Source organism: Paenibacillus sp. 01T442 (assembly GCF_056398345.1).
In genome coordinates this window covers 1-13,151 of the sequence record NZ_JBFTPF010000030.1, presented here as the reverse complement: position 1 = coordinate 13,151, position 13,151 = coordinate 1, and the positions used below count along the sequence as shown (strand labels likewise).

General features: G+C 47.9%; 7 protein-coding genes. 2 read left to right on the top strand and 5 right to left on the bottom strand.

The genetic code is table 11. The features are described from left to right. Window positions 1-45: 45 nt before the first annotated feature. The 3 genes from AC1DLM_RS20695 to AC1DLM_RS20685 all read right to left on the bottom strand — a co-directional run bounded on the left by AC1DLM_RS20695 (window position 46) and on the right by AC1DLM_RS20685 (window position 2,332). Entirely contained in the window at window positions 46-1,026 is a 981-nt protein-coding gene (locus AC1DLM_RS20695; protein ID WP_477571025.1) for a diacylglycerol kinase, read from the bottom strand. A gap of 1 nt (window position 1,027) precedes the next feature. After that, a complete protein-coding gene (locus tag AC1DLM_RS20690; protein WP_477571024.1) occupies window positions 1,028-1,810 on the bottom strand; it encodes a sirohydrochlorin chelatase in 783 nt (260 codons plus the stop codon). A 231-nt stretch (window positions 1,811-2,041) separates the two neighbouring features. Further along, window positions 2,042-2,332, bottom strand: a complete 291-nt coding sequence (locus AC1DLM_RS20685) for a YerC/YecD family TrpR-related protein (protein WP_056612830.1) — start codon at window positions 2,330-2,332, stop codon at window positions 2,042-2,044. Between the two features lie 238 nt (window positions 2,333-2,570). Between AC1DLM_RS20685 and AC1DLM_RS20680 the strand changes: the two genes are divergently transcribed. Continuing rightward, window positions 2,571-3,200: an aminotransferase gene (locus AC1DLM_RS20680; RefSeq protein ID WP_441990432.1), complete on the top strand. Its 630-nt coding sequence runs from the start codon at window positions 2,571-2,573 to the stop codon at window positions 3,198-3,200. A gap of 70 nt (window positions 3,201-3,270) precedes the next feature. On the opposite strand, the gene AC1DLM_RS20675 is transcribed toward AC1DLM_RS20680, so the two are convergent. After that, window positions 3,271-8,736 carry an S-layer homology domain-containing protein gene (locus AC1DLM_RS20675; RefSeq protein ID WP_477571023.1) on the bottom strand — a complete coding sequence of 1,822 codons (5,466 nt, stop codon included), beginning with the start codon at window positions 8,734-8,736 and terminating at the stop codon, window positions 3,271-3,273. Window positions 8,737-8,782: 46 nt separating this feature from the next. Next, the gene (locus AC1DLM_RS20670) at window positions 8,783-9,940 is read right to left on the bottom strand and encodes a HupE/UreJ family protein (RefSeq protein ID WP_441990434.1); all 1,158 of its coding nucleotides are present in this window, start codon (window positions 9,938-9,940) and stop codon (window positions 8,783-8,785) included. A 308-nt stretch (window positions 9,941-10,248) separates the two neighbouring features. On the opposite strand from AC1DLM_RS20670, the gene AC1DLM_RS20665 reads away from it, so the two are divergent. Continuing rightward, window positions 10,249-12,369, top strand: a complete 2,121-nt coding sequence (locus AC1DLM_RS20665; RefSeq protein ID WP_477571022.1) for a helix-turn-helix domain-containing protein — start codon at window positions 10,249-10,251, stop codon at window positions 12,367-12,369. Window positions 12,370-13,151: the final 782 nt, after the last annotated feature.

Below are 13,151 nucleotides of genomic sequence, written 5' to 3'. Positions count from 1 at the left end.
TAACCTTCCAAGTGGGAGGGTTGGGCACTTGCACTCGCCTTTTCCCTACTCACCCTCATCATGCCCATTTCCATGCCCCTTCAAATGAAACGGCGTGGTCAAAGCCTCAAGAAATTTCTTTTTATAAATCGACTGGCCCGACTCATCCACAATCACCTGCAAATGGCTCTGCAAATTGGTCATCACGCAAGGCAGTGTCCCGCCAAACTCACCGTCGAGATTCAGCTGGACGTAGTCCGGGGAGTTAATCTCAATATGATTCGTCTGAAAATATATCAGATTCGGATCACTCAAATGCTCGCCTCGCAGCGCCAGTGATACGATACGGATGAATTCTGCCAGATTGCACTTCTTCAAAATAATGACATCGAACAAGCCATCATTAATGTTGGCTTCCGGAGCTAACTTCTCGAAGCCACCTACGGAGTTGGTGTTGCCTACGAGGAAGAGCATGACTTCTTCATGCATCTCACGATCGCCTGCTTTGATATAGAGCTCGATCGGCTTCAGCCTAGGCAGCTTCTCGAGTCCCTTCATATAATAGGCCAACTGGCCGATCATGGTTTTGAGCTTGCTCGGGACTTCATACGTCAGCTCGGTCATCGAGCCGCCCCCAGCGATGTTGATGAAGTAGCGGTTGTTGATTTTGCCTACATCGATCGAGGTTGAATACTGCTGAATGATGAGGTCGCAGGCATACTCCAAGTTCTTGGGGATACCGAGCGCACGCGCAAAATCATTCGTCGTCCCGAGCGGCAAAATGCCGAGCGGCGGTCTGCCTTCTCTTTCGGCCATGCCGTTGACGACTTCGCAAATCGTCCCATCACCGCCTGCTGCGATGATTAAATCGAACCCGCGACTCACAGCCTCGGCCGCTGCGAGTGTGGCATCTCCTTCACCGATGGTCGCGTGAGCGGAGGTCTCGAACCCGCCGCGCTCTAGGCGCTGAAGGATTTCGGGCAATCTTTTCTTCATTTCTTCCCGGCCTGAAGTCGGATTATAGATCAATCGTGCTCGTTTGACCACTCTATGTCATCCCCTGTTCATCGTATGGGAATACGGAGGCAATCTGCCCCTCAATCCATTTGGAAATTTGCGGACTAGGCAACAAGGCCCGTCCATGATACTTATATGCGAACCCTTCCAATCGGGAAGGAATCACTTTCTGTGTAAAATACCCTTCACTCAGAAAAAGCGGTGCTACTATCACCTTATACGTTGGTTTCTCACGAGCCCACCAAGCCATCTTCTCTGCTAGTTGATCCGGCAAAAGCATAGTAATATCCGCCTCGGCGAAGCCGCCTAGCACTTTCACCCGCTCCGCGAGCTGCTCCAAGCCTTGGCGCCACTTCTGGTGGAAKCCCTCTTCCTTACTCCCGTGCCCCACCAATAGCAGAATCTCTTCCTGGGGCGACTCGGAAAGCTCTGCGATTTTGCCATAAAGAATAGCTGCAATATCGGGATGATCATCAATCGGCGACGTGAAGTGAATTCGCGCGCGTATGTCTAAGAGCTCCATGTCGGTTTCGAGCACGGGCTCAGGAATGACTCCTAAAGCGTAACTAATCTCATCTATATGTGTACTCCCAGAGGACACGAATAGCGGAACGACGATAATATCGGTCACGCCCTGCGCCTCTAGACTATAAATCCCATCTTGTATCAATTTACCCTCGACGAGCTCCAAATATGACGCATAAATGGGCATACCATCAGGCATTCGCACCGCATTCACGGCATCTTCCACCAGTTGAACCCAACCCTCATCACGGGATCCATGGCTAATGACCAGCACACCATACAACCTCATTCTAACTTCCCCCACCCGTACAAACTAAGCCTATCTTCCTATGCTAACGAAAGTGGTCACCTATGTCAATTTGAAGCTGCTCACTATTGTAATACTTACTAACAAAAGAAATAGACCTCCCTTGAGCTTCGCGGCTTTGGAGGTCTATTATCATTCAACTGCGGCCGATCACCACTGAGGTAATCTATGGTATGGGAGAGGTGTTAGCGCACCTTGCAAGCCCACAATTATTTAACGATTTAAACGATCCAACGTCAGTACATAACCGTCGTTCCCGTAATTCAGGCACCTTTTGACCCGCGAAATAGTTGCTGTAGAAGCCCCTGTTTCCGCTTCGATCTGGTTATACGTACACCCTTTGCGCAGCATACGAGCCACTTCAAGGCGCTGCGACAGTGACTGAATCTCATTCACCGTACACAAGTCATCAAAAAAGACGTAACACTCTTCAATATCCTTCAACGTTAGTACAGCTTCGAAAAGCTGGTCTATGGCTTTATCATTTAATTTTTTTAATTGCATCTGCTGTCAACTCCCGGTCAAAAAGCATGTTGGCTTCATGGTTCTCTAAGCTCCTGTGTATCATTCGACACGTCCTAAGCAATTCCTTCCTTTAGGATTGCAGAACGTTAAAATTTCTATGCGTTAATTGGCTAAAAAGCAACAAATCCCCATGACCCGTGACATTCGTCCATACCAAAGGTAGGCAAGTGACATATCMTGTAGGAGACAAATCTGATAAAAAGGATCGTGAATCCCAGTGAGCAACCCAAGACAACAAATTATTGGTAATGGCGGAAATCGTCCTGAAGTGGAAACAAGGAGCTTAACCCTTCCAGGTGAAGGCTTCGGTCAATACCCAGGCTTAGGCAGTGGCAATCCCTTCGGTGGTGGCGGCTTTGAAGGCGGAGGTGGCTTCTTCGGCGGCCCTCCAGCAGGTGGTAATGCTGGTGGTGGATTTTTTGGCGGCGGTGGCGGCGGTAATGCAGGCGGTGGTTTATTTGGCGGTGGCGGAGGCAATACCGGTGGTGGCGGTGGCGGCGGTAACTTCCTGAGCAATCTCCTTGGCGGTGGCGGTGGTTCCGCTGGAGGTTCTTCAAACCCATTAAGCGGCTTAAATATTAAACAAATCTCCGGCTTCGTTGAGCGGATGGGTGGTATTGACGGCATCATCGGCACGATGGGCAAGGTTCAGAAGTTCATGTCGACATTTCAGCAAATGGCACCGATGGTGAAAACACTCCTTGGCTCTATCGGCAAAGGCAAGGTTGCATCTGACGAGGTAACGGAAGTCTTCCGTCCGAAACGCAAACGCCGTAAGAAATCCGGCACGGGTAAAAGACGCAAAGGCCGCTCCACATCTGGCACGGCTAAGCGCAAGCGCAGATAGTCTCATCTACTCCCACTCATTCGTAAAAGGCTCCCCGTCTTCATAGACGGAGGAGCCTCTTTACTTGTTGCTATTTTTTCAATGATCGTAAGATGATGGCTGAAGCTTCCGCACGCGTTGATATCCCTTGCGGTTTCAAGGTGCCGTCTTGGTAACCATTCAATAACTCTTTCGAAGTCAAGACCGCTACTGCCGCCTGTGCCCATTCCGAAATAGATGCGTTGTCGGTGAATTCCATGCCTTCTGCGCCTTTATCATTCATATGTGCTGCCCGTACAATTATGACAGCCATTTGCTCGCGGGTAATCGTATCATCCGGACCGAATGTCGTATCTGTGTATCCTGAGATGATCCCATTGGCTGCCGCTGTAGCAATCGCATTCTTAGCCCAATGGTTCGTAGTATCATTGAATGTTCTTCCGCCCTGATCGCTGAGCTTCAAGAATTTGACCACGATAGAGACGAATTCTGCTCTTGTAATGCGACCTTCGGGTTTAAAAGTTCCATCCGGATAGCCATTGATCGCTCCCTGTCCAATCAATTCACGAATGTTAGCCTCTGCCCAATGTCCCTTAATATCAGCCAGATTGGCTCCATCTGATCCAGGATTTCCAGTTACAGGCTTATCTTTCGGTGTAGCCATGACAGCAAATTTCGTGAAGTGAGTAACGGATCCCGTCACAGTCCCCTTCACCTTATCCACCACAATGTTCTCTAGTTGCACCCACTTGCGCGTTGTTTCATTAAACCAGTATAGACTAACTGCTGATTGATCTAGATCTACTTTGGTTATGTCAAAAGGTAAGGTAATTTGGATCGCTTTGCTGAACTCACCAGCTGTATCTTTCTTGATCTCATACACATCACTGACTAGCTTGGATGCTGGTTCAATCGGTAGAGATGATGCTTCTGGCAGTTTATTCACAGTTACTTTGATAGCACTCGTTACAGCGCCATTTGGAATAACAAGTTGCACGCCACCCAAGGTCGCTGTTCCGCCATTCGTTGGAATGGTCGTTTCCGTGTTATTCGCTGGATCACCTGTACCTCCACTGCCTCCATTACCGCTATCACCAGAATCGGTGTCTCCCGGTAGAGTCGTGAATTTCCAGATATCCGACTGCGCCCTGCCTCCGAACATATCTTCGGCAACTGCATACCATTGGTAACCTGTATTCCGTGCAAGGCCGCGCCAAACGACAGATGCTTGTTGTCCGCTCAACACATTCTCAACGCTTCCAATCTTCTTATCTGTATACACGTTGACTCCAATATAGTCGGTAGCCACTCGTTTCGTTACTGGCTGCAGATTCAAGTCAATGGTGAACTCATCTTTACCAGGATGTTCGGTCGGATCATAGAAATTGTAATCATCTAGATACGGTGAATAAGTCTTCATGTTGATTTTGCCATGTGCCATATCGAACTGCATCAGTCTGATATAACCCAGTCCACCTTCAGGAGCGCCTTGGTAGTCCGCTAGCATTTGATAGACTTTGCGGTCTGGTTGGTTGTCCCCATCGTCATCAATGGCATCAATTTTCAATTGCGCATCATGATAGTGGCCGGAAAGAGCAGCGATAACGTTCTTATTCGGTTTGATGACACGTTCGAACACTTTCTCCGCCATCGGCGCGCGGTTATTGGAAACGAGCATGAATTCATGGAAGTTCAAGATCGCCTTCCGATTCGGGAATTCTTTTAAAACCCCATTAATCCAATCAATCTCTTTATCCCCATAGCCCCAACCCATATAAATAATGATAAAATCATTACCGTTCGAGGAAACGAGGTCATAATGTCCCCGATTGTTATCATAGGATTCGCCGTACGTTGGCTGATTCTTGAATCGATCTTCCCCAAACCACTTCGCATAGTAGCTATAATCGTTGTCTTGATGACCTACGTCATGGTTACCCGCCAGTACCCCATAAGGAATGTTGGCATCTTCCAAGACTTTCATGTCTTTATCCGCTTCGATCCATTGGTACTCTTGATCCGCGTTATCAACGATGTCACCGGTGTGGATGACATACTTAATCTTATTATCTTCTTTGTGATCCGCGATCCACTTGACGATTTGTTGATAGATGTGCGGGTAGCTTTTGGAATAATACTGCGTATCGGACATCCATACAAAGGAGAAATCGTAGTCAGATGTCTCTACCGGCTGATTATTTTGAACGACGGCTATCTGATCCTGTACCATCACCTGAATCTTGCCTTTATTTGCATAATCACCAGCTGTAACCACAGCCTTCAACTCAAAATCCTCCGTACCGGCGATAACCGTCTTCAGTGGACTCCAAGATTGCCCGCTTGGACTCCAGGCATACAAGGTCACTTTACGACCTTCGAGCGATTTCCCTTTCCAGTTAATTTCCACTTTGTCCGAACTTTTGATAGTTGGATCTAGTGAAACTTCAAACCGTTGGTAAGGGAATTTCTCATCGGAATCATCAATTAGATAATTCCCATCGAGCTTACTCACTTTCTCATAATCTTCTTGGGTAAAAGCAGTCTCTCCATCAGGCTTCTCCTGTTTCGGAGGCTCCGTATCAGAAGCATTGCGGTATCCCTTGAACTGGCCTGGAGTACTGGCGTCGTACTTAAATCCCCCGTAGAAGGATACGTTCAAGTCGTCATTCATCGGATCGGAGACTTTCACGGTTAGTGTCGTATCGCTATTCAAGCCCGCCGCACCTTGCGTTGGCGCAACTAGCGCAGGTGTATCCGGAATTTCATTTGGCACCTCGAAGTTAATCGTCTGAGTCGAGACATTTCCGACTTTATCCGTCGCTTTCAGGCTGAATACATGCTTGCCGCCTTGAAGCTGTGCAGATGACGTTGCAAGCGGCAACGTGATCGGTTGCTCGTCAAGCGTTGCCTCAACCTTGTCCACACCAGCAAGTAGGTCGGTTACTTCTGCATCCAGCGTGAAGGGACCTCGGTACATTTTGCCCTCTTCGATAGACGGTTGAATGCTTGGAGCGGAGTTATCCACGATGACATGCGAGGTAACGGTACCTGCACTCGTATTGCTGACTGTGATCTGATGGTCACCATCATTCATCGTTGGTGTGTTCCAGACATAAGCCTTAGAAGCCAGCAGTCCTGCTGGAATAACGAAATCGAAATCCACAACCGGAGGTTTCCCGGACGAATCTCCCATTTTAATCACTTTGGCCGGATTGTTATATTTGGGATCATAAATAACGGTACCATCGTCAAAAACGAGACGTACATTCTTCACATCGAAATTATCTTTATTCTCCAACGGATTCTCGTCGAAAGGCGAAGCTTTCGAACCCGCTCTAATGGCGAATAGATTGCTGCCTTCCTTCAAACGGTCTGCTTGAATCGGCGTCGACAACGTTGTGTAGCTATTCACTGTATCTTGAAACGTATAGAGAATATCTTGCCCCTGGGTAACGGCATTTTTGAAATAGTAATTCACGCCTGTCACTTCAAAAGCAAAGTACGCATTATGCTCAACCGCATGAAAGGTAGAAGCTGTTAGCTCGTTCCCATCGATGGCAAGCTTCAGGTCATCTGCGCTAAGTCCTTCACCTGTCCCTTTAATCACTTTGGACCCGGCAACAATGTCACCGTCCTTGAAATTGAGGCGCAGAGCCGAGTGATCTGAACCACCATTTATGGCAATCCGCTTGGTGGCTGTTGTCGTCTCATTTTGACCATCGGAAGAAACAAAGTAGTAATCTACATACGCATTACCAATGAGTTCTGGCGAGAAAATGGTGTAATGGTATAACGTATCCGCGAAACTCTCTTTCAAAAACTTTCTGTTAAACGTGGACTGCTTCTCAGTCTTATAGTAGAGTGCTGCCGTTTTTACCGCTGTTTCATCTTTGACATCACTGATCATTTCGAGATCGTTCGATTGTGCAATGCTGGTCACTTTGGTCAAATCGGTTATGACAGGCTTGATGGTATCTGGTGTCACAATGATCGTGTGATCAGGTGCTTGAGCTGGCTCCACAATTCCCGGCGTTGCCGCCACTAGACCGGCACTGTATTTAACCATCGTCTTACCGCCGTCTTGTGGATACTTATATAGGATCCCTTTATTCGCCTTGGCATCACCAGTTACGTAATAAGCGGATGACACTTCGATGCCTGTGTTTGTAGCAACGAGAATCCCTCTATTGGATCCATTAGCCATACCATCATTGTGAATACGGACCATATTGGTGCCTTCAACCACATGGGAATTGTAGTTCGCATTGAAGTCAGCCTCGGTCGCATTCTCGTTCCCCGCATTGATAACCCAGAAGACGAGCGTTCCCTTAGACGGGATGACCATGTCTTCCTTGTCAGCAGGCCAAATAACATCCGCATCTGGTCCCGTATCGGTATAACGATAGATCAATTGATAGTCTTTGAAATTAATCGGTTGATCCGAATTGTTGTACACCTCAATAAACTCATAACCATCCGGTGTGCCTATATTCGTAGAATCAGGTACAACCTCCGTTACAAGAAGTGGTGGTACCTTCGTATAGTCAAAATGATCGAGTGCCACATCAACACGGTAAACGTCCGATCTCACCGTATTAAAACCATCGTCCGCCTGCACATAATAAGTCAGTTGGCTCTCGGTTAGCTTGGCCTTCGGAATAGCAGCTTGATACTGGTTACTGCCTGTTACGGTCATCGGGACCGAATCATAGGTCGTCTGTGCCCCCATTTGATAATACACCGCTGCGGATACCGTTTCGTTCTGCTCTGTGTTGGCAATTTGCGCTTGCAGGAGGAGATCGTTCTTCTGATCTGCTTGCGTAACTGGTGTATGGCTGACGACCGGAGGCTCCGAGAAGTTCAGCGGTACGGGAGGAACTTGTGCGGGATCGACAATCCCTGGCGTTGCAGCATTTTCCCCGACAGAATACATCGTCATATTCTTCGTACTGTCTGACGGATAGCGATATAGGATACCTTTATCCGGTTTCGAAACCCCGTTTACGGCGCTAGTTTGGTAGCTTGCGATCGAGATATCACTGCCAGATTTCTCTTGAATGACGAGGGCTCTTGGACTCGTATTTGCCATGCCTCCACCGCCATCCACACGGAAAAGGTTCACATATTCTTGCAGATTCGTATTGAAGTTCGTATTGAAATCGGCTACCGTTTTAGCTCCATTTTGCGCATTCGTTACCCATAAGGTAATCGTGGATTGCGCAGGAATTTTCATCGTGGCATAGGGGGTTGTATCATGCATGCCTGGCCAAACGGTATCCACACCTGCATTGCGATAGACCAAGTTATAATCTTTAAATTCAATCTCCTTGTTCGTATTGTTATACACCTCTATAAACTCATAAGCATCCGCGCCGCCCACATTAGCGGTATCTGGAACAAGCTCCGTTATCAATAGCTTCGGTACTTTCGAATAATCTACAGCGTTAACCTGTACGTCATTGCCAACGGCACTAGCCATAGGTGTCAGCATGCTGAACATCATGCCAGCTACGGTGACCCCTGAAATCAATTGTTTTAAACTCTTTTTAACCAACATGGTAACGCCCTCTCATTATAAAATGGTGCAAATTTTCTACTGCTATCTATTGAGTAAGAATGCGCTCTATGAACCAGTACAACCCGAACACGCCAACGATGCCCGAGGCATATAAGTTCCAATTGATCTTCAGCGGTACGCGGCGTATCAATACGAGTAGCGGAATCAGAACGCCAACCACGACAAGCTGTCCAATCTCCACACCTAAATTGAAAGAGAATAAGGGCAGCGCCATATGTCCAGACAGCGTCCCTCTTAGCACCTCGGCGAACCCAAAGCCGTGCACCAGTCCAAACAACATCGTGACGACGACTCTGGCACTCTCTTTCCTCTTCCATATATTTTCAGCAGCAACATAGAGAATACTAAGCGCGATTAAAGGTTCAACGATGCTAGGTGAGAGATACGCGACTTGTAAGGAAGACAAAACAAGGGTTATGCAGTGTCCCACTGTGAATGCCGTTATCAGCTTAACTATTTTCCAAACTCTTTGTTCGGCTGCAAGCAATAGTCCAAATAGAAACAGCATGTGATCCAGCCCTGACCAGATATGTTTCATCCCCATGAGAATATAGGTCTGAAGTGTGCTTTGCCAAGATCCAGTAGGAGTGGAAGACGTATCGTCTGCTGGCTTTGCTGCTGTTGTTGATTGGGTCGGATTCCCCGCTACCGCTCCTGGCCCTTGAATCTGTACAATATAATTCTGACTGCCAAGGACCTGCTCAATGGTCTGCCCGCCGACCTGAATGGTCGCATAATTGCTATGATTCGGATCAACCCCGCTGTACCAGAAGAAATTGTACTGCATGAGATATCGTTTCACGGGGGACGCAAATGTATAGTGGATATCGATGCCGATCATATCCATACTGGCCCGCTTCTCATGTTTGGCACTAACAATGACACCTGTGCCAACCTTGCCATCGCCGGTAACGATGATCCCATCATCGACCAGCTTGCCGATGGCTTCCAAGGAACTGGCCAATTGCTTATCACTGATCTTGTCGCCCCCATCTGCTTTGTCGGGGAAGATTTGTAGAAGATCATGTTCCAATAGAGATAGATGATACGCCATCGTATTTGAACCTATTTGGATATCGGAATAACCACTCGAAGAGAAATGAGCCCCAACTGAGCTTGCTGCGGTCAGGGATACGATAACTAGTAAAGCTAACGCGACGATGCTTTTTCTAATGTTCAACACATGCCTATTCCCCTCATCATTCATTTGCACATACGCATTTTGAAATTTGGCTGACGTCTCCTTTCCTTCGACTTCGTTGATACATGCCCATCATATCCAGCCCTCCACGCCTTGCCTATACACATGATTTGCGTTCCTGAGCGATTGTTACGATTCTTCTTTTAAGCTTTTATAAAGCGGGAAATAGCATAAAAGCGCCCAACTTCCAATAAAAAGCCCATACCCTTCACTTCAGATTTCATCTACAATTGAGGTATATAACTCGCCGGAAGCATGGCAGCGGAGCAATCAGAAGGAGCCTGCGACTTATGAAACTTTTCTCCAATCAGAGATCCCTATTTCGAAACATCCTAGCCAGCTTTATGATCTTGATTCTCATCTTCTGTTCCTTTAATCTCTTGATTTTCTGGCTCGTCAAAAACCACCTCCGCAGCGAGATGATGGCACAGCATCGTCTAACTCTGCAGAAAGTGGCGGAGCGCTATCAATTTCAATTGGATAAAGTGCGAGAAGCTTTGTATAAGCAATTTACCGATAAGAGTGTCATTACACTTAACAATCAAGTGATTTTAAAGAAGGATCCGGAGTCACTTTCTACCCGTCCTATTGTGCTGAACATGCAAAGCATCGCGAGCGATTCGGAACTGTATGTGGACAATTTGATCCTGATGTTCCGATCTACGAATCTGACTCTGAGTAAACTAGGTCCTGGAACGACGGTCGATTTGTTCAGCAGCATCTACCAAAGCACACAATATCCGTTCTCTTACTGGCAATCGCAATTTGATCGCAGTGACAATTACGTGCTTCATCCGGCGACTTTATTCGGCAGCCCCTCACCATCAGGAGAATCAACAGGAAGAATGTTAATTCCTTATTCCATTAAGCCTGCACTGGCTGACAATATGATGATTGCGATGATCGACGGCAACCGCTTGCGTGACGCAGTTCTGAAGGAAAATCCCGATCTGAATATCACGATACTAGGACCGAATCAAACGGTCATCTATGAGACAAATAAGGATTCCCGCCAGCTTCGAGAGCCGGTTGAGATTGACTATCAAGATGAAGATGGTTTGCGTTACGTCATGAAGATGACGAGTCCTGAATTTTCATCTAGAATCCTTCGTTTGGACAATCTCATGATGATTCTGTTAGGCGTCTCTATTGCCATCGCCTTCCTCGTCTCTTTATTTTTCAGCAAACGACTCCATAAACCGGTCCGACAACTGATCCAAGAAAAAGGCGAGATTCAGCAGGAGCTGCAGGATCAACAATCGGAGTTAATCAACTATCATTTCATGAATAAGCTGAAAAATATCCATCCTGATCCMGATGATTGGCAGCATATTCAAGGCACCGAGGGGACCTACACCATCGTGCTGTACGAGCTTCGGTTCCGCTCACCCGCTTTCATTGATGTCCCGATGAGCAGAGAACACATTTCGCAAACGATTGGCGAGCATATCAAACGAATGACCTATCAGTGGTTTCCTGATTCCCATACGCTGCAAATGGAACACCATCAGTTTCTAACGGTGTTCCCTGGCAATGAGCGGGAGCGTATCCTGCTTATGGTCAAAGAGTTGAAACTGGTTCTAGACGATGACCTTCGCTACTGTCTGGTGACGGCCGCCATCAGCTCGGCGTTCGAGCATTCTCTGCAGTTCGGTCATGCCTACCGACAGGTGAATGAATTAGCTGCGCATGCCCGCTTACTGGAAGAAACGCAAATTGTCGTTGAATATCGTTCAGATCGGTCTACGTACTTCCTTACTCTCACACAGGAGCAAGAACTGACCGCAGCGCTCAAATCAGGCAAAGAGCAGGAAACGCTAGACCTCTTCCTTCCTTGGCTGGACGAGCTTGACCTGAAGGAAGCGTCTGTGAATATGTTTAAGCATATGGTGCTTGCTGTAACCGATAAGGCCAAAATGGTGCTCGACCATTACAAAGTTCAAGCTGACGATACGTTGCAGCTGCGGTCCATCCTGCTTCAATTAGAGGAATGCTGTACGTTGGACGAGTATAAACAAAGCTTCGCCTCTTATTTCCATATCGTCACGCAGCTCATCCGTGAGAAGAAAGAAACGAATGATCCCATCATTGATTATGTGCTTAACGTCATTAAGGATCAGTATGCTGAGGATCTTTCACTTGATGTTCTCGCTGATCAACTAACGCTGAGCAGTTCCTACCTCTCTACGTATATCAAAGAGAAAACTGGAGCCAACTTCATGGAACATTTGCATGATCGCCGCGTGGGTTACGCGCAAGAGCTGCTGGTCCATACCGACTCCAACATTCAAGACATTGGCATCCAAGTCGGCTACCGCAACATCTCTTCCTTTAATCGCATGTTCAAAAACCGCACAGGCTCTTCCCCCGGCGAGTACCGTAGAACACATCTGCTGGATAAAAGAGCATGAGAAAGAACCTGAGGCAGAGCCTCAGGTTCTTTTGTGTTGCGTACATTTGTGCGCTAGCATCCGATGGACGACGGAGGTACCCCACTTGCGCACAATATTTGTGCGCTAGCGTCCGTCGGACGACGGAGGTACTTCCCTTGCGCACAATATTTGTGCGCTAGCGTCCGTCGGACGACGGAGGTACCCCCTTGCGCACAATATTTGTGCGCTAGCGTCCGACGGACGACGGAGGTACCCCACTTGCGCACAATATTTGTGTGCTAGCGTCCGTCCGACGGCGGAGGTACTTCCCTAGCGCACAATATTTGTGTGCTAGCGTCCGATGGACGACGGAGGTACTTCCCTTGCGCACAATATTTGTGCGCTAGCGTCCGTCGGACGACGGAAGTACTTCCCTTGCGCACAATATTTGTGCGCTAGCTTCCGACGGACGACGGAGGTACTTCCCTTGCGCACAATATTTGTGCGCTAGCGTCCGACGGACGACGGAGGTACTTCCCTTGCGCACAATATTTGTGCGCTAGCGTCCGTCCGACGACGGAGGTACTTCCCTTGCGCACAATATTTGTGCGCTAGCGTCCGTCCGACGGCGGAGGTACTTCCCTTGCGCACAATATTTGTGCGCTAGCGTCCGACGGACGACGGAGGCACTTCCCTTGCGCACAATATTTGTGCGCTAGCGTCCGACGGACGACGGAGGTACTTCCCTTGCGCACAATATTTGTGCGCTAGCGTCCGACGGACGACGGAGGTACTTCCCTTGCGCACAATATTTGTGCGCT

Coding starts and splice junctions, on each gene's coding strand:
- AC1DLM_RS20685 (WP_056612830.1), bottom strand. CDS start 2,332: ATGCAATTAAAAAAATTAAATGATAAAGCCATAGACCAGCTTTTCGAA.
- AC1DLM_RS20675 (WP_477571023.1), bottom strand. CDS start 8,736: ATGTTGGTTAAAAAGAGTTTAAAACAATTGATTTCAGGGGTCACCGTA.